Source organism: Pandoraea horticolens, from assembly GCF_902459555.1.
Taxonomy (GTDB): domain Bacteria; phylum Pseudomonadota; class Gammaproteobacteria; order Burkholderiales; family Burkholderiaceae; genus Pandoraea; species Pandoraea horticolens.
Genome location: NZ_CABPSM010000002.1, coordinates 96,479 through 114,242 on the forward strand (window position 1 = coordinate 96,479; position 17,764 = coordinate 114,242).

At 62.3% G+C, this 17,764-nt stretch carries 12 protein-coding genes, 1 other RNA gene and 1 pseudogene; 5 read left to right on the forward strand and 9 right to left on the reverse strand.

The annotated features are described in order from the left end of the window. Window positions 1–2: 2 nt before the first annotated feature. Entirely contained in the window at window positions 3–1,277 is a 1,275-nt protein-coding gene (locus PHO31112_RS04270) for an MFS transporter (protein WP_246177742.1), read from the reverse strand. An 83-nt stretch (window positions 1,278–1,360) separates the two neighbouring features. Next, complete coding sequence (locus PHO31112_RS04275; protein WP_150619381.1) at window positions 1,361–2,254, reverse strand: LysR substrate-binding domain-containing protein; 894 nt, start codon at window positions 2,252–2,254, stop codon at window positions 1,361–1,363. Between the two features lie 296 nt (window positions 2,255–2,550). On the opposite strand from PHO31112_RS04275, the gene PHO31112_RS04280 reads away from it, so the two are divergent. Both PHO31112_RS04280 and PHO31112_RS04285 read left to right on the forward strand, forming a co-directional pair. Further along, entirely contained in the window at window positions 2,551–3,150 is a 600-nt protein-coding gene (locus tag PHO31112_RS04280; protein ID WP_150619382.1) for a LysE family translocator, read from the forward strand. 130 nt (window positions 3,151–3,280) lie between these two features. After that, on the forward strand, window positions 3,281–4,351 hold the full coding sequence (locus tag PHO31112_RS04285; RefSeq protein ID WP_174995561.1) for a linear amide C-N hydrolase: 1,071 nt from the start codon (window positions 3,281–3,283) through the stop codon (window positions 4,349–4,351). 283 nt (window positions 4,352–4,634) lie between these two features. On the opposite strand, the gene PHO31112_RS04290 is transcribed toward PHO31112_RS04285, so the two are convergent. From PHO31112_RS04290 to ubiG, 5 genes are all read right to left on the reverse strand, one after another. Then, the gene (locus tag PHO31112_RS04290) at window positions 4,635–6,008 is read right to left on the reverse strand and encodes a hypothetical protein (RefSeq protein WP_150619384.1); all 1,374 of its coding nucleotides are present in this window, start codon (window positions 6,006–6,008) and stop codon (window positions 4,635–4,637) included. 414 nt (window positions 6,009–6,422) lie between these two features. After that, window positions 6,423–6,781, reverse strand: a transfer-messenger RNA (tmRNA) gene (gene ssrA, locus PHO31112_RS04295). A 29-nt stretch (window positions 6,782–6,810) separates the two neighbouring features. Beyond that, complete coding sequence (locus PHO31112_RS04300) at window positions 6,811–10,794, reverse strand: DUF748 domain-containing protein (RefSeq protein ID WP_150619385.1); 3,984 nt, start codon at window positions 10,792–10,794, stop codon at window positions 6,811–6,813. Between the two features lie 117 nt (window positions 10,795–10,911). Further along, complete coding sequence (locus PHO31112_RS04305) at window positions 10,912–11,637, reverse strand: HAD-IA family hydrolase (RefSeq protein WP_150619386.1); 726 nt, start codon at window positions 11,635–11,637, stop codon at window positions 10,912–10,914. A 1-nt stretch (window position 11,638) separates the two neighbouring features. After that, the gene (gene ubiG, locus PHO31112_RS04310) at window positions 11,639–12,337 is read right to left on the reverse strand and encodes a bifunctional 2-polyprenyl-6-hydroxyphenol methylase/3-demethylubiquinol 3-O-methyltransferase UbiG (RefSeq protein WP_150619387.1); all 699 of its coding nucleotides are present in this window, start codon (window positions 12,335–12,337) and stop codon (window positions 11,639–11,641) included. 550 nt (window positions 12,338–12,887) lie between these two features. Between ubiG and PHO31112_RS04315 the strand changes: the two are divergent. After that, window positions 12,888–13,298: pseudogene (locus PHO31112_RS04315) on the forward strand (efflux RND transporter permease subunit); the annotation flags it as partial. A 61-nt stretch (window positions 13,299–13,359) separates the two neighbouring features. On the opposite strand, the gene ald reads toward PHO31112_RS04315, so the two are convergent. Further along, window positions 13,360–14,493: an alanine dehydrogenase gene (ald, locus tag PHO31112_RS04320; RefSeq protein ID WP_150619388.1), complete on the reverse strand. Its 1,134-nt coding sequence runs from the start codon at window positions 14,491–14,493 to the stop codon at window positions 13,360–13,362. Between the two features lie 108 nt (window positions 14,494–14,601). Next, window positions 14,602–15,888 (reverse strand): D-amino acid dehydrogenase, encoded by a 1,287-nt coding sequence (locus tag PHO31112_RS04325; RefSeq protein ID WP_150619389.1) that lies wholly within the window; start codon window positions 15,886–15,888, stop codon window positions 14,602–14,604. A 104-nt stretch (window positions 15,889–15,992) separates the two neighbouring features. Here PHO31112_RS04325 and PHO31112_RS04330 point away from each other — a divergent pair, with 104 nt between their 5' ends. Both PHO31112_RS04330 and PHO31112_RS04335 read left to right on the forward strand, forming a co-directional pair. Further along, window positions 15,993–16,481 (forward strand): Lrp/AsnC ligand binding domain-containing protein, encoded by a 489-nt coding sequence (locus PHO31112_RS04330; protein WP_010805128.1) that lies wholly within the window; start codon window positions 15,993–15,995, stop codon window positions 16,479–16,481. A gap of 87 nt (window positions 16,482–16,568) precedes the next feature. After that, a complete protein-coding gene (locus PHO31112_RS04335) occupies window positions 16,569–17,654 on the forward strand; it encodes a PA0069 family radical SAM protein (protein WP_150619390.1) in 1,086 nt (361 codons plus the stop codon). Window positions 17,655–17,764: the final 110 nt, after the last annotated feature.

Sequence of the window (17,764 nt, forward strand, 5' to 3'; positions counted from 1 at the left end):
ACTCATGCACTGGCGGGCCGCGGCTGCCGGACCGGCGGCGCTGCGCGCTCGTCATTGATCGGGAAGTGCAGGGCTGCCGCCACGGCACCCAGAATCGCCGTCGCGGCCCAGATCAGGTTGTAGGAGCCAGTAACGTCGAGTACGTAGCCACCCAGCCACGCACCGAGAAACGAGCCGACCTGATGGCTCATGAAGCACAGGCCGAAGAGCGTTCCCAGATGCTGTGTGCCGAAGACTTTCGCCACCAGACCGCTGGTGAGCGGCACGGTGCCGAGCCACGTCAACCCCATGACGGCGGCGAAGATCACCACGCTCGTGTCGGATTTCGGCAGCAGGAAGAAGAGTGCGATGGCCGCCCCGCGAATCAAGTACAGCCAGCCAAGGACGTGATGCTGACGATACCGTCCGCCAAGCCAGCCGCAAGCCCAGCTTCCCACCATATTGAACAGACCGATCAGCGCCAGCGCGGTGGCGCCCAGGCCGACGGGCATGTGACACATCAGCAGATAGCCGGGCAGGTGGGTGGCGATGAACGCCAGTTGAAAGCCGCAGGTGAAGAAGCCGAGCGTCAGCAACTGATAGCCGCGATGGCTGCGCGCCTGACGGAGCACTTCGCGTAGCGAGACGTGTTCGCCGTCGTTGCCTGAAGTGGGGGCGGCGGCCTTGCCGGCCGCATTGCCGCGCCGGCGCAACGTCATGAAGAGGCCGAGCGGGGCGGCACAGCACAGGATCAGCGCGAGGGCGAAGAGCGACGTCGACACGCCGTAAGTCTGACGCAGGCCTTGTGCGATAGGCACCAGCGCGACCTGTCCGAGCGAGCCGCCGGCGCTCACGAGCCCCATCGCCATCGTGCGCTTCTCCGGCGTGACGGCGCGGCTGACGGCGGGCAGCACCACACCGAACGTCGTGCAACTGATGCCGAGTCCGACCAGCACGCCGAGACCGATGACAAGCCACATTCCGGAGGGCGCCAGTGCCGCCATGGCCAGCCCCCCGGCGAACGCAAACGCGCCGAAAGCGACGGCGGGGGCCGGGCCGTGACGGTCGGCCATCGCACCGGCAAACGGCTGTGCGAATCCCCATACGAGGTTGTGCAGCGCGATGGCGAAGGCCACGAGGGTGACGGGCACGCCGCGATCGTACGAGAACGGATTGATGAACAGACCGAACGTCTGCCGGGTGCCCATTGCGGCACTCAGGACGAGTGCCCCGGCAATGATGATCAGGGTGATGCGGTTTTGCAGCGAGGGCACTGCCGAAGCCATGGGTTCTTGCATGATGGTGAGTCCTCCTCACGGAAGTCTCGCAACGAAATGCCCCGCTGGCAAAGGAGTTGTGCGTTACGGCGAGTGAATTTTATTCACCCGAAGGGGTGAGCCTGTTCGATGACCCAGTCGCGGAACGCCACGCACTCGGGGTGCGGTTCGATGTCGTGCGCGCAGATCAGCCAGTAGGCCCCCTGTGCTGGCGTGGTGATGTCGTGCGCCGGCACGAGGGCACCGCTCGCGAGATAGCCGTCGACCAGCGGGCGGCGTCCGATGACCACCCCAAGGCCGGTCATCGCCGCGTCGAAGGCCATTTGAATGTTGTCGAAACTCAGCCCGCCCTGGGCGTCGAAGTCATCGATGCCTGCGCCTTCGATCCAGCCTTGCCAGTCTTCACTGGCGCTGGTCACGTGAATTCGTGTGACGGCGCGCAGGTCGAGCTTGCCGTTGCCATCGGCATGGCTCGCACGATACTCGGGACTACAGACGGGAACGAATCGTTCGCCGAACAGCCGGTGCCAGGCGTCGCTCGCGACCGGTGCGCGCGACAGGCGGATGGCGAAGTCGAAGCCGTCGGCCGGGAAGCCCACCTGTCGCTGAGACGTGTCCATTGTGATGTCGATGTTCGGCATACGTTGCAAGAACGTGTCCAGGCGCGGCAGGAGCCAGCGCGAGGCGAGAGTTGGGGCGCAGGTAATGGCGATGGCGCGCGAGGCGTCCGGCGTGGGCAGACGTCGCGTGCCGGTGAGCAGCAGCGAGAAGGCTTCGGTCACGTAGGCGAGATAGTCGACGCCTTCCGGAGTGAGCGAGAGGCCTTGCGGCGAGCGGGTAAACAGGGCGACGCCAAGCGTCTGCTCCAGCCCCACGATGCCGTGGCTGACGGCGCTCGGCGTGAGATGCAGTTCGGCGGCGGCGCGTTTGAAGCTCTGGTGACGCCCGGCGGCTTCGAACAGGCGCAGGGCGGATAGCGGTGGCAAGCGGGGCGGCATCGGGTGAGGTGTCGAGCGGTCGGTGAGCGGGGGCAGGCGCGCCGGTATCGATGGCTTCGTTCGGATGGCGTCGATTTTCGCACGACGCCGGGCGTTGTGTGGCGGTGGTGCGTCGCTGGGACCGGGGGGCGGGGCGGCGGGGGGGCGACTGTCACGGTTGGCGGCCGGTACAGGCCTGTCCGGATTTGGCGAACTGTACCGGGATTCAGGCAGCGTGCGTGCCTATCCTGTGGCTCCGCGAGTTCCAAGGCGACTGCATGAGGCAGCGCTGGCGTGGGGGCTTCTGACTTTCGAACATGACGACTGAACAATTGCTGGCCTTCTGTGCTTTCGCTGTCATCACGCTGGTGACGCCGGGCCCGAACAACATGATGATCCTCGCTTCGGGGCTGAACTACGGCTTCGCGCGCACCTTGCCGCATCTGGCCGGCATTGCCTTCGGTTTCGCCCTGATGGTGTTTCTGACGGGCACGGGCCTGCATTCGATCTTCGTACGCTTCCCCGTGATTCACACGGTGCTGAAGTACGCCGGGGCGGCTTATTTGCTGTGGCTTGCGTGGCATTTGGCGCGCTCGGGGCCGATTGACGGTGAGCGTCGTGAGCGCGAGCGTCCCATGGGGTTTCTTGGCGCGGCAGCGTTCCAGTGGGTGAATCCGAAGGCGTGGGTGATGGCTGTGGGCGCGATCAGCACCTATCTTCCTAATGCGTCGCATGTGCCCGACGTGATGGTGCTCGCACTGATCTATGGCGTGCTCTGTGCGCCGTGCATTGGTTTGTGGGCGGGATTCGGCGTTGCGATGCGACGGGTGCTCACCGATGCGCGCTCGGTACGGCTCTTTAACGGTTTTGCCGCGGCATTGCTGGTGGCGTCGCTGTATCCGATTCTGGTCGAGTGATGACGCGAAGCGTCTGACGACGTGCAGGGAAGTGTGGGGAAGTGCTGCGCAGGGGCGAGGAGATTCCATCGTTATACTGACGGTTTTTACGACTCTCTTCCTCCCGACGTGAGGTATCGCTATGCCCCGCATGTTCGTCAAGACACTGCCTTGTCTCGTCGCTGCCGCGACACTCGCTTTTTCTCCACTCTCGTCGTTGGCCTGCACCCGGGTGGTCTATCTCGGCGCAAACGACGATGTCGTCACGGCGCGTTCGATGGACTGGAAGCTCGACGTCGCCACCAATCTCTACGTGTTGCCGCGGGGCATTGCGCGCTCGGGAGAATCGGGGCCGAATTCTCTTCGCTGGACGGCAAAATACGGCAGTGTGGTCGCCACGGGTTATGACGTATCGACGACGGACGGTGTCAACGAGAAGGGGTTGTCTGCGCAGTTGCTTTGGCTGGTGGAGTCGCAATATCCGAAGTTAGACGGGGGCGCGAAACCGGGGTTGACGATCGCGGCCTGGGCGCAATACGTCCTGGACAACTTTGCGACCGTTGCCGAAGCGGTGACCGCGCTCGAGAAGGAGCCGTTCACGATCGTGACGGACAACGTGCCGGGGGAGAACCGGCTCGCGACCCTGCACCTGTCGATGTCGGACAAATCGGGTGACAGCGCCATCGTCGAGTACATCAATGGCCGGCAGGTGATTCACCACGGCCGTCAGTATCAGGTGATGACGAATTCGCCGACGTTCGACGAGCAACTCGCACTGAACACGTACTGGAAACAGATCGGGGGCACGACGTTCCTGCCGGGGACGAATCGTTCGTCGGATCGCTTTGCGCGGGCGTCGTTCTACATCAATGCGATTCCGAAGAATGAAGACCCGGTCGAGGCGCTGGCGAGCGTGTTCAGCGTGATTCGCAATGCGTCGGTGCCGTACGGGATCACGACGCCGGGCGAGCCGAATATCTCGTCGACGCGCTGGCGCACGGTGGTCGATCACAAGCGCATGCTCTATTTCTTCGAGTCGGCGCTCACGCCGAATACGTTCTGGGTGGACCTGAAGAAGGTGGATTTTGCGGCAGGGGCACCGGTGAAACGGCTCGATCTTGGTAAGGATCAACGCAATACGTTCAACGGCGAGGTGTCGGGCGAGTTCAAGGTCTCGCCGCCGTTTCCGTTTCTGGGGCTGAATACGGGCAAGGCGCAGTAGAGTTTGCGGGAGAAGGAGGATGCCGGGGAAGGGCCCGCCTGGGCGACGCGCCTGATGCAGAGTCGTTCGATGTCTTGAGAACCACGCGGACGAACGGACGCCGCCGCAATGGCGTCGAGGTTCGTCGCGGGACTCCTGCGCGAGGCATGGACAGCGCTTCTGCGAGCGCAAGGACTTGGCTGGACCACACCAAGTCTGCCTTTTCGACTGGCGTCAATATAGTCGTGGCGGGACGGAGGCGCACGTGAGCGGGCAGAAGATGTCCATGCCGGATCCGTGTGGGCTATTCGACGGCTGCTTTGGTGATGACGTACTTTCCTGATTTGTCGTCAACCGTCCAGCCCAGGTTAAGGGCGATTCCGTAGTGCTGAAGCAAGACGCTCCGGTTGGTGGCTGGGAGGCCTTTGTTGCGCCTTGGGACTACGCACAGCAGTTCGATGGCATTGCCTTCCAGCGACGAGGAAATCTCCGAGGCAGGATGACTGCCGACGATTTCGCACTGGTGTTCCGGCAGGTAGTCGCTGTTCAATTCCGGTTCGGAAAGGGCATACCGGAACGTCTTACCCGGAATTGCCGAAATATTCGTGAGATCCAGCGGCGGCGTGCGCAGGTTGGCCAGACGATAGGCGCCGCCTTTCAGAATGGTCTGACCTCTCAGGTTTTCGATGCCGTAGGTCAGTGCGAAGGTGATGCTGGCGTTGTCGGCTTGCTCGCCAGAGGATTCGAGCCATTCGGCGACCACGCCGTTGTTTCTCCGGTTAACAAAGGTCTCGCGAACGGGACCGGATTCCCCTTCGATTTCGCTGACCCATGCCCCTTCGATCACAATTCGCTTGAAGGGCAGAGGCCGGCTGCCGTCTTTGGGCAGGCGGCTGAGAATTCGCGGCGACAATTGCCGCTCGTCGAACACCAGATTCAGGTATGCCTCCGGATCGGCCATCACCAGTTCGGGTGCTCCAGGTCTTCCTTGAAGCAACTGGAAGATTTCGAACGTCAGGCGTCGCTGTTCCGGCTCGGGCATCTTGTCGAGTTTGGCGAAGACTTCGGTCATGGCGCTGCACAACTGGGCTTGTGTCGGCATCTTCTCGAGATTGGACCTGCCAACCGCGTCCAGTGCCGCCTCGTTCACGGTGGCATTCGCGCTCACTCTGTCAGCGAGCGGATAGTGTTCATCCGGTGACGTCGGGACATTCAGTGTCATGGCTTCGACGAGCGCGATGTTCGCATTGAATTCCTCCGGGGACAGCGTTCTGGTCAACTCGGCCACGTCAGGCGTGCGCCTGCTCAGGCCGCACGCTTCTTGCCCGAAGGACATGACTTTGGACATAAGTCGAAGGATGCGCAGCCGGGCTTCGGGCGCAATGGTTGGCCCACTCAAGCCGGTCTTGCCCGCGAGCGCCTGCGGGTCGTTGAAAAATCGCACTAGGAACGTTGCCAGCCTCAGTCCCTGAGGGCTGTCCGGATCGATATTCTTGTTTCGAATGATCTGGCGAACCATCTCCGTCGATATCTTGGGCTGGGCGGAAGATAGCTTGTTGGATGAGAGCGTTTTTCCGGACTCTGTCGACAATTTGGATTGCGCCGGACTGTCGTTGCCGAATGACACGCCGGAGGAAAGTGAGAGAACCAGAACAGCAGTTGCGATGTTAAGTCTCATTGGTGCGTTGGCGAGAAAAGGAAGGGGCACCGGACCATGCCTTTGCATGCCGGTCGCTCATTCGTTTCTTTATCGACAAGACCAGGAAAATCTTGATAGTCGCTGCCTCGGCACTCCGGCGCCTAGCAGATCGGGAAAAGAAATGGCGATCATTTCAATGATGAAGCGCCCCACCTCGAATGCAAACTTGAGGGGGCCGTAAAAAGGTTCCCTCCGTCATGGGCTGACGCCCCCTCAGCCTTCTGGAGGCCTTAGGTTCTTTGCTTCCATGTGAACGCCGCGTGCCGTTTACGTGCCATTTCTCCGACAACCAACGACAACCAACGATAAGGAAGCAGAAATGAAAAACGGGCCCGAAGGCCCGTTTTTACTAGGGGTTTGACCGTCTTTCGTTGTCGTCGACGGTCAGAATGGTGGTGGAGCCGGCGGGGATCGAACCCGCGTCCGCAAGCACTCTACGATCAGTTCTACATACTTAGTTCAGTCATTTGATTTAACCGTTTTGTCGCGGACGAACACGCTACGCAACAGCGATCCACTTGATTTTCGGCCCCGGCGCCATGGCACCACCGGAGATTAGCTGATGTAAATAACCTCGCGTGGTATTGCTACCCTAGCCCATCAGCGAGCTAGTGCGAGGCAGGCGCCCTTAGGCAGCCAGTTCGTAACGGTCGTTGTTAGCGGTTACTTAATTTCCCATTGATTAACGAGGTGACGGGTCCTCGGTATGCCCTGATTCGCTTCGCTACCCACGTCGAAACCATGTCGGCCCCAGTGGTGGGCCAATTATGACACAAATGGCTCACTTCAGTGCGAAGTCCACCCGCGTGGTCGCTCCCTTATCCTTGATGCCGTCGGCATTGAGCTTCGGCGCCACCACAAACATGCGGTCCGACGCAATCTTGCCGTCCAGCCACGACCTCACCCGCTGTGCCCGCCGTTCCGCCAACGCCCGCAGATCGTCGTCGTTCACCTTGACGTTCGTCTCCAGCAGCTTTTCCATCTCGTCGTCCGGTAACGATTTGGCAAACCCGATCATGTTGCGCGGCTTGGCAAAGTCGGCCGCCTTGTACGCTGCCGTCAAATACTTGCTGCGCTCCTCCGGGCTCACCGTCACGCTTTCGACGTCGATACTCTCGCCCTTGCCGACCATCGACTTGACCTTCTGTGCCTTGATCGCGCGCTCCACCGCCACGCTGCGCAGACCGTCGGTGTCCTTCGCCGGATCGACACGGCCCACGATATCCAGTTTGAGCGCGGTACGATCCGTCAGCGCCTTCACTAGCGTCTCGAGTCGCTTCTCCTCGTCCGGTGTCAAACGTGCGCTGCCCGGCGCGAACTCAACGTACCCCAATTCCTGATCGCCGCCGCCAAATGCCGACGCCAGCAAACTGAACGGCGCCGTCACCGCCTTGACGATCAGGTTCACGAACGCCCGGAAAATCACGCCGCCAAGGCTGAACTGCGGATCGTCGAGCGAGCCGGAAATCGGGATGTCCACGTCGATTTCGCCTCGCGAATTCTTCAGCAGCGAAACCGCCAGCCGCACCGGCAAATTCGTGGCCGTCGGACTTTCCACCCGATCACCGAACGTCAGTTGGTCAATGAAGATGTGGTTGTTCGCCGTGAGCTTCGCCTGATCGAGCAAATAGTGCACGTCGACCGTGAGCTTGCCCTTTTCGATGGGGTAGCCCGCGTACTTCGTGGAATACGGCGTGAGATTGGTCAGTTCGATGCCGTCGGCCTTGGCCCCCAGATCCACGAACGCGATCGGCGCAAGCGGATTGATCTTGCCGTTGATGGCGATCGGTGCATTGCGATTGACCTTGCCTTGCAGCACCACCTCTGCAGGTTCGGTCGTCGCGGTGCCGAACGCGCCGATGTGCCCGCCAATATCCGTCAGGTTGGCCGTGTAGTTCGGCTTGACGAAGTTGTCGGTGAAGTTGATGTTCCCGCCTTGCAGCGTGATACGTCCTATGCGGACATCCGCAGGCAGCGCCTTGCCGGCACCGTAGCCGGGCCCGCGCCGCACCGTTGTCTCGCCCGGCTTCTGCTCCTTCCTCTCGGGTTCCGTCGGTTGCCCCGCTTCCACCGAGGAAGCGGCCGCATCGAGAGGCGGCTTGGCCGACGTGCCGCCCAGCGGAACGCCTTCGTTGGCGCGCGTGAGCGAACGAGGCGCGGTCTCTTTGTTGCCGACCACGTCGGCCAGGTTCAGGCGCCCATTGGCGTTGATGATCAAACGCGCGTAGAAGCGCGACAACGCAATGCTGCCCAACTGCACGTTGGGCTTACCGCTGCCTACCGCCAGATTGATCTGCTGCACCGACAACGCGTTCCAGCGCATGAAGTCGTCCGCCGTCAACTTGTCGAGCAAGCGGACGTTGCCGAGCGTTGCATCGCCGCGATACGTTGCCTGCGGAGTGTCACCCTTCATGGCGAAGGTGGCGCGTCCGTTGCTGGAGAGCAGGGCGCTGGCAATGCTCGCGTTCAGTTGATCGCTCATATAGGAGTCGAACGCTGCCAGATCGAGTTGCTGCGTCTTGATCTGGAGATCGCCTGAGAGCGGCTGCGGTGTGATGTTGCCGGAGGCGTTCAGCGAACCCTTCTTGTTGAGCGTGCCGTTGACTTCGAGTTGCAATGGTTTGCTCATGTCCTGCGATGCGCCTTGCACCTTCACGTTCAGCGGCGCGAATTTCGCATTGATCGGACGGCCTTTGACGTCGCGGTCTTCGAACCCGATGCTCGCGTTCTCGAGCGCCACCTTCCCGACCTTCCACTGCCAACCACCGGCGCTCGCCTGCGACCCCGAGGCGCCGGCGGCCGTCCGGCGGCCGCGCTCCGTGCCGACACGCGCGTTCGCGCCCTGGCTGTTACCAGCGGTGGCCTTCGGTTGACCGTCCCCGGTCAGCGCGAGCAGGTTGATCTTGCCGTCCTTTTCGCGTCGTGCCGACACGTCCAGTCCGGTGACGGTCACCTCGTCGACGACGGCTTGCCGCGCGCCCAGATCGAAGCGCGAGAGTTTCGCTTCCGCTTTGGCGAGCTTGAGCGGTGCATCGCCCTTTTGGCCGGTGAGCCACTCGACCTTCTCCAGCTTGGCCGTGGCCGGCGAGATCTGTACGTTCGGCTGCTTGTCGGGAGCAAAGGCCGCATTGAACTTGGCCTGTGCGCCAACCGTGCCGCTCTTCAGATTTCCGGCGAGCGCGCCTTGCGCCAAGGGCAGCAACGGTGCGAGGGCGATCGACTGCGCGTCGAATTCACCGCTCGCGTTGTACGCATTCAGACTGAACTGGCCGTGCGCCTTGACCGAGCCGCCGCTCTGGATGCCGAGCGAGGCGTCATACGTCGCGGGGTCCTTGCCGAGCGTCGAGAATTGCTTCACGTCGATCCGGATGTTCTCCAGCGACACGCTGGCCGGCTTTGCCCCACGTTCATTGGTGAAGCGCAGCTTGCTGTCCACGAGCGAGATGTCGCCGATGAGCAAATCGAGCGGTGCGGGCTGAGCGGCGGCCTGCGCTTTCGTTTGCGCGGCTTCGGCTGCCGAGGCAGGCGTTGCGGGTCGTGCGGTCTCCTGAGCCGGAACCTGCGGTGCGCTCTTGGCCGCCTCGCTGCCCTTCGGAGACGCCGCAGCCTGATTGACCGCCCTGCCTACCGCTTTGATGACAGTCCGCTGTGGCAGCAACGCTTTCTCGACGTTGATCGACCCGCCTTTTTCCATCGTGACCTGCTGATCGAGGCCGTCGATCCGAACGCTGTCGAAGTGATAGACGTTGTTGAGCGGTTCCACCTTGCCCAGCTTCACATCAACCTGTTTGACCGCGATGAGCGGCGAGCCGTCCGGCTCGACGACCTTGGCGTCGGAGAGGCCTACCGTGCCCGTGAGCAGAACGTGATTGCCATCCTTGTCACGCGCAAAGCGCAGCGTGAGATCGGTGCTGACGGCGCCGCTCTTGATCTGAGCGGGTACGCTGACCGGCGAATAACCGAGGTACTTCGGCACGTCGAGCCGGTCGAGCTTGATATCGACCGTCGATTCCATCGAATTGGCGAACGGCTTGGTCTGTCCCGAAATATGCAGCGGCGAGCCGTCGACGGACGCTTGCAGCAGAGGCTGCACGAAGATATTGGTGTCGGCCGGCAGATTCGCGATGAACGGCACACCGACTTGCAAATTGTCGATGACGTGCTTCTCGTTCTGCACGGTATCGTCGAAGCGGATCGTGCCGTTCTTGATCTGGACGTTGCTCAGCGCAAAGCGCGCGGGTTTGGACGGCTCGGGCGAGGGCGGCCCGGACGTCGCACGATCGACGATGTCCGAGAAGTTGAAGCGTTGCGGCGCGGTGCGCACGACGTTGACGACCGGTGTGTCGACGTAAAGCTCGTCGACGATCGGCGCGAAGCGGAACAGCGACCCCCACGAGGCGTTCACACGCAACATGCCGACATCCACGAACGGCTGCCCCGGTGTCTTGTCGCCGATATGCACCTGATGCAGATCGAGGCGCAGCGTGTAGGGATTGAAGCTGACATCACCCACGCTCACCGGCCGTTCCAGATAGGTCGAGAGCTTGTCGACGGCGTAATGCTTGAGGACGGCCGGCACCGTGAAATAGCCAACCACACCGAACACGGCGATGACGCCGGCAGCCCACAGGCCGGTCTTGCGCGCACGCCGGCGCACGTCAGGGTTGCGTCCAAGCGTGCGTGCGTGCACAAGGCCTTGTTGCAGGCGGGCGCCGCCTGCGGATGATTCAGAAGAGGGTTTGCGATCGTTCGCTTGCTCGGCCATGCGGTCTCCCGTAAGTCGCCAGTGAAGCACGCGCCGCGCCACTGTTGCGCGGCGGGACAGACCCGGGACCGGCCGCTACTGCGGCGGCCCTGTCCCGGCAGGTAATGACGCGGCCGTTCAGGCCGGCGGCATCACCAGCGGGGCGATCGCACCCGCGCGTTCGACGACGGCGTCGGCCTGCCATTGGGCAGGCGCCAGCGAGTCGCCGCAATAGCCGTAAGCGGCTGCGACGGTGGCCATCCCCGCCGCTTTGCCCGCCTGAATGTCGCGCAGGTCGTCGCCGACATACACAATCTGAGCCGGTGCGACACCGATGCGCTCGGCCGCATACAGCAACGGGGCAGGGTGTGGCTTGCTATGCGGTGTTGTGTCACCAGACACCACGCACGCGGCACCGTCGGCGAGTCCGAGCAGCCGGACGAGCGGATTCGTCAGACGCGCGGCCTTGTTGGTGACGATGCCCCACAGGACGGCGCGCTCAGCCAAGGCGGCAAGCAGCGCGGGAATCCCATCGAAAAGTTGGCTCTCTACGCACAAGGCAGCTTCGTAATTGGCGAGAAACGCATCGCGCAGCGAAGGGAACGCGGCGTCGTCGGGGCCAACGCCGAACGCGCTGCCGATCAGCCCGCGAGCGCCGTGCGAGGCCTGCAAACGCAATGTCTCGTAGGCGCCCGGTGGCAGGCCACGGTCGGTGCGCACCTTGTTGACCGCTGCAACGAGATCGGGCGCCGTGTCGGCCAGCGTGCCGTCCAGATCGAACAGAACCGCGCGCACGTTGCCGTTGAGCAGACGCAGCGCAGTACCGGGGGAGTCGGTGGGCACTCGGGAGGGGGGCTCGAACATATCAGGCATCGCGCGTGCACGCGATCATGTAATTGACGTCGGTGTCGCGATTGATCGCGTAACGCTTGCTCAGCGGGTTGTACGTCATGCCGCGCAGGTCGCGCACCGTCAGGCCGCTTGCGCGGGCAAACGACGCGAGTTCCGACGGGCGGATGAACTTGGCGTAATCGTGTGTGCCGCGCGGCAGCATCCGCAGCACGTACTCGGCGCCGACCACGGCCAGCAACCAGGCTTTCGGTTTGCGATTGAGCGTCGAGAAGAAGACGTGGCCGCCCGGTTTGACGAGCGTTGCGCAGGCCGCCACCACCGACGCCGGCGACGGCACGTGTTCGAGCATTTCCATGCACGTCACCACGTCGTACGTCCCCGCGTCGCGGGCGGCAAGCGCCTCGGCGGAAATTTCCTCGTAATCGATGGAGAGGCCGGCTTCCAGGCTGTGCAGATCCGCCACGCCGAGCGCCTTCTTCGACAGGTCGATCCCTTTGACGCTCGCCCCCTGGCGGGCCATCGATTCGGAGAGGATGCCGCCACCGCAACCAATATCCAGTACGCGCTTGCCTTGCAACGGCACATGTTGCTCGATCCAGTCGAGGCGCAGCGGGTTGATCTCGTGCAGCGGCTTGAATTCGCTGTGCGGATCCCACCAGCGGTGGGCCAGTTCACTGAATTTATTGAGTTCTTGCGGATCGGCGTTCATCACTTGCTCATGGACATTGACGGCTCGGGACAGACGGGAAGCGGTGCCGCAGCGCGTGCCGGTGTACCGGGGCTGACCGGCGGGGGCCGTCGAGATGGGGCAAGTATAACGAAGTGAGCGTACCCATGTCCAAAGCGCGAGGCGTGGTGCGGGCCGACAGCCAATTCGTCGTGCGTTCGGTGTCGATAAAACAGACGTTTGAAATTCGGACGGATCTGCTCTCCCGCATGCATGGCGCGAGCATGGCAGCCCGCTGTCCGTCACATGGCAACGCCTTGTGTAGGCAGGGGAAAATGCCAACTGCGAGCCCTGCGCAGATGCGACACCCTCGGGGGCACGTCCTGCCATGTGGCCGGGACGACATCGTGTTTGTTGCAGCGTCCGACGGCACCGACCGTCGCGGCGACAAGCCCCGGCCATTCTGGATCGGACTTCCCAGGGAGGCGCCATGACACAACCCACGGCGCAAGACAATTCCGGCCCCGTGCCCGACGACCCACGCCGGCCTGGCCCGTTGCATCGCTGGCGCTGGCCCGCACTCGTCGCGTTGGTCGTCGGTGCGCTGCTGATTCTGATGCTCGGAGGGTACGATTTGAGCGTGATCGCGCTGATCGGCATCATCTTGCTGACCGGGATCATGATGGTCGACTTCGCGCTCACGGCTGAGCGCGACCAGGGGCTGTCACCGCAGGAGTCGATCTATCAGGCATGCCTGCTGCGATTTCGTCCCATCATGATGACGACGATGTGCGCCTTGCTCGCCGGGTTGCCGCTGATGCTCGGCACCGGGGCCGGGGCGGAGTTGCGGTGTCCGCTGGGGTACGCAATGGTCGGCGGGTTGGTGCTCTCGCAGGCGCTTACGCTTTTTACGACCCCCGTCATCTACCTCTATCTCGACCGGGCGAGTCTCTGGTTTCGGGCGCGCAAGGCGCGTAGAGCGAAGGAGCGGGGCACGAACGTCTGAGTGGAGGGGGCGCGGTGCCGGGCATAACGTCGTCCTGCACCGCGACTAAGGGGCAGCAAGATTACGCTGCGGCCGGCAAGTTCGCCAACACGGCATGCGGGTCGTGATAGACCAGACCCAGCGCGTCGGCGACGCCTTGGTTAGTCACCATGCCGCGCGCCACATTGAGCCCTGCCAGCAGGTGTGGGTCGGCAAGCATGGCCGCGACCGGTCCGTGATCGGCCAGTTGCAGAATGAAAGGTAGCGTCACGTTGTTGAGGGCGAACGTCGAGGTACGCGGCACGCCGCCCGGCATATTGGCCACACAGTAGTGCACGATGCCCTCCACCACGTACACCGGATCGGCATGCGTTGTGGCATGCGACGTCTCGCAGCAACCGCCCTGATCGATCGCCACATCGACAATCACCGCGCCTTTGCGCATGAGGCCGAGCATCTTGCGGGTGACGAGTCTGGGCGCCGCGGCACCCGGAATAAGCACACCGCCGATCACGAGATCGGCTTCGCGCAAATGGGTCTCGATGGCGTGCTGCGTTGAGTAGACCGTCTGCACGCGGCCACCGAACTGGGCACTGATGCGGCGCAACGCGTCGACCGATCTGTCGATGACCGTGACCTGTGCACCCATGCCCACCGCCACCGTTGCGGCGTTGGTGCCGACGACACCACCGCCCAGAATCACCACCTTGCCGGCTTCCACACCAGGCACGCCGGAGAGCAGCAGCCCCAGTCCGCCGTGCGTCTTTTCAAGGGCGGTTGCCCCGGCCTGAATCGACATGCGTCCCGCAACCTCGGACATCGGCGCGAGCAGCGGCAGGCCGCCACTCGCGGACGTCACCGTTTCATACGCGATGCACGTGGCGCCGCTCTTGATCAGGTCTCGGGTCTGGTCGGGATCGGGGGCCAGGTGGAGATAGGTGAAGAGCGTGTGATGGGGGCCTAGCCGGGTGCGCTCCACCGCCTGGGGCTCCTTGACCTTGACGATGAGTTCGGCGTGCTCGAACACGTCGACAGCGTTGGCGGCGATGCGCGCACCGGCGCCAGCGTAGACCGAGTCGTCCATGCCGATGCCTGCACCCGCCTGCGTCTCGACCCACACTTCGTGCCCGCGTGCTACCACTTCGCGTACGGCTGCGGGCGTCATGCCTACGCGGTATTCGTGGTTCTTGATCTCCTTCGGTACGCCGATTTTCATGATGTGTCTCCTTTGTCGTGATGTGACGGCAAAAAGCGGGTACTTCTCATACACCTACCTTTCGGTGACACCAACAAAAAACGGCACCCGAAGGTGCCGTTCGTGGGGTCAGGCGAAGGCCGGTTGGGCCTGGGCCTGAGGCGCGCCGCTGTAGCGCGCCACCGACAGATCGTCGGCCAGAATCGCAGGCCGGCGCCCCGACATCAGATCGGCCAGTAACTGGCCGGAACCACAGGACATCGTCCAGCCCAGTGTGCCGTGCCCCGTATTCAGGAACAGATTGCGCAGGGCGGTGGCGCCGACAATCGGCGTGCCGTCCGGGGTCATCGGGCGCAGGCCGGTCCAGAACGACGCTTCAGCCGTGTTGCCAGCGCCCGGATACAGGTCGTTCACCACCATTTCCAGCGTCGCGCGGCGTGCCGGGTTGAGCGTCTTGTCATAACCGACCACTTCGGCCATGCCACCGACGCGGATGCGGTCGTCGAAACGGGTGACGGCGATCTTGTAGGTCTCGTCGAGCACGGTCGACACCGGGGCGCGCGATGCGTCCATGATCGGCACAGTGATCGAGTATCCCTTGAGCGGGTAGACGGGAATGTCGACGAGGCCGCGAAGGAACGGCGTGGAATACGAGCCGAGCGCGACCACGAAGGCGTCGGCGCGCTGCATCATGCCCGCGCAGACCACGCCTTCGATCTTGTCGCCTGCGACTTGCAGGCCGTCGATCGGCATGTCGTAACGGAATTTCACGCCGAGAGCTTCGGCCATTGCCGCGAGACGCGTCGTGAACAACTGGCAGTCGCCTGTCTCGTCGTTAGGCAACCGCAGGCCGCCGGTAAGTTTGTGCGACACCGCTGCCAGCGCGGGTTCTGCGCTGGCGAGCGCTGTGCTGTCGAGCAGTTCGAACGGCACACCCGCCTCTTCGAGCACTGCAATGTCGCGTGCGGCGTTCGCCAGTTGCTCGTCGGTACGGAACAGTTGCAGCGTGCCCGCTTGACGGCCCTCGTAGGGAATGCCGGTCTCGGCACGCAGCGAACGGAAGCAGTCGCGGCTGTATTCGGCGATCCGCACCATGCGCTCTTTGTTGACGGCGTAACGCTCAGGCGTGCAATTGCGCAGCATCCGATAGAGCCACTTGAGCTGCGTGAGCGTGCCGTCCGGGCGGATGGCGAGCGGGGCGTGGTTCTGGAACAACCACTTGACGGCCTTCGTCGGAATGCCCGGTGCCGCCCACGGGGAGGCGTAGCCCGGTGAAATCTGGCCGGCGTTACCGAAGCTGGTCTCGAGTGCCGGGCCCGCCTGACGATCGAGCACCGTGACGTCGTGCCCGGCCTTGGCCAGGTAGTAGGCGCTGGTGACACCAATGACGCCGCTTCCGAGAACGATGACCTTCATTGCGTTGACTCCTGTAAAACCATAGCTATCCAGTAATAATTCGCATGCTATTCTGGGATTGCCAGGTTTAGTTAATGTATATCTCAAAAATTCAGGAATAAATAATGAGAGTTCAGCAGCAATCGGTCCGGACACTGGACCGGCTCGATCGGCGCATCCTCACGTTGCTTCAGCAAGACGGTCGGATGTCGATGAAAGACCTCTCGGAGCAGGTCGGTCTGTCGATCACGCCCTGTATCGAGCGCGTGAAGCGCATGGAGCGCGACGGCGTGATCATGGGCTACTTCGCGCGGGTAAATCCGGCGGCGCTGGGGGCGTCGTTGCTGGTATTCGTCGAGATCACGCTCGATCACAAGTCCGGCAACATGTTCGATCAGTTCCGCCGGGAAGTTCTGAGGATTCCCGAGGTGATGGAGTGTCACTTGATCTCGGGTGACTTCGATTACCTGATCAAGGCGCGCATCCGGGAGATGTCCGAGTACCGCAAGTTGCTCGGCGACATCCTTTTACAGTTGCCCGGCGCCGTGCAGTCGAAGAGCTACGTCGTGATGGAGGAAATCAAGGAGACGCTGACTATCCACGTCGAAGAGTGAGCGGGAAGGGGGGGGGGCGGACATTGTCTTTCACGGCGATGTACTGTATATATATACAGTACATCGAGACCATTAGGAGAGGCGTTGATGACTTCACTTCGCCGGGGACTTCGCAAAGGCCGAGGCGCGCTGTCCAACATTGAATCCAGATTCGACAATTGGAACAGAGCGCCCGACGACGATGGACTTGCCGCCATCTTGGCGCTTGAGGGTGAACGCCCTGCGCCCAAAACAACGGTTGCATTTGAGGATGCAAAATCAATCATCTCGAGAAACCAATCGCCAGACCTTCCGTTCGACCAGTCGATTAATGCTTACCGGGGGTGTGAACATGGTTGCTCGTACTGTTTTGCCCGGCCGACGCACGCTTATTTAGGTCTTTCTCCCGGCCTTGATTTTGAGACCAAGCTGATAGCAAAGCCAAATGCTGCTGCGTTACTCGAGAAAGCGCTTTCGAAGCGTACCTATATACCGAGCGTAATTGCCCTCGGTACGAATACCGACCCATACCAGCCTATTGAGCGAGAGCACCAGTTGACTCGTGGAATCCTCGAGGTTCTCGATGCGTTCAATCATCCGGTGGCGATTACGACCAAGTCGCATCTCGTGACACGCGACATCGACATCCTCTCGCGGATGGCGGAGAAGGGTCTTGCTCGCGTCTTTCTCTCAGTCACCACGCTGGACGCGGAGCTTGCTCGGAAGATGGAGCCGCGTGCCAGCACTCCATCGAGGCGAGTGGACGCTATTCGTCTGTTGGCGGCCGCCGGGATACCCACCGGCGTATTGGTTGCGCCTATGATTCCCGCGCTTAACGACCATGAACCGGAGAATATCCTGAGCGCAACGGCAAATGCCGGTGCGTCCGCTGCCGCGTATGTGTTGCTCAGATTACCGCTGGAGGTGCACGACATCTTCATCGAATGGCTCGAACAACACTACCCCGGCCGGAAGAATCATGTCCTGAGCATTATTGAAAGCATGAGAGAGGGCAAGCATTACGACGCTGAATTCGGGCGCAGAATGCGCGGCACGGGCATATTCTCGGAGTTGATTGCCAAACGATTCGAACTCGCGTGCAAACGGCTCGGCCTCAATCAGGAACGCAGAAAACTGCGCACCGACCTATTCCAGGTACCCATTAAGCCTTCCCCCCAGGGAAGCTTGTTCTGAGGCCGTCTGGGATACTTGAGCTGACTTCGTTGGCCATCGACTCGCGGCTGTCACCATAAGTGGTTTGCTGCGGCGGACTGGGGGCGATTTCGAGCCGTAAGAGCGCCGTT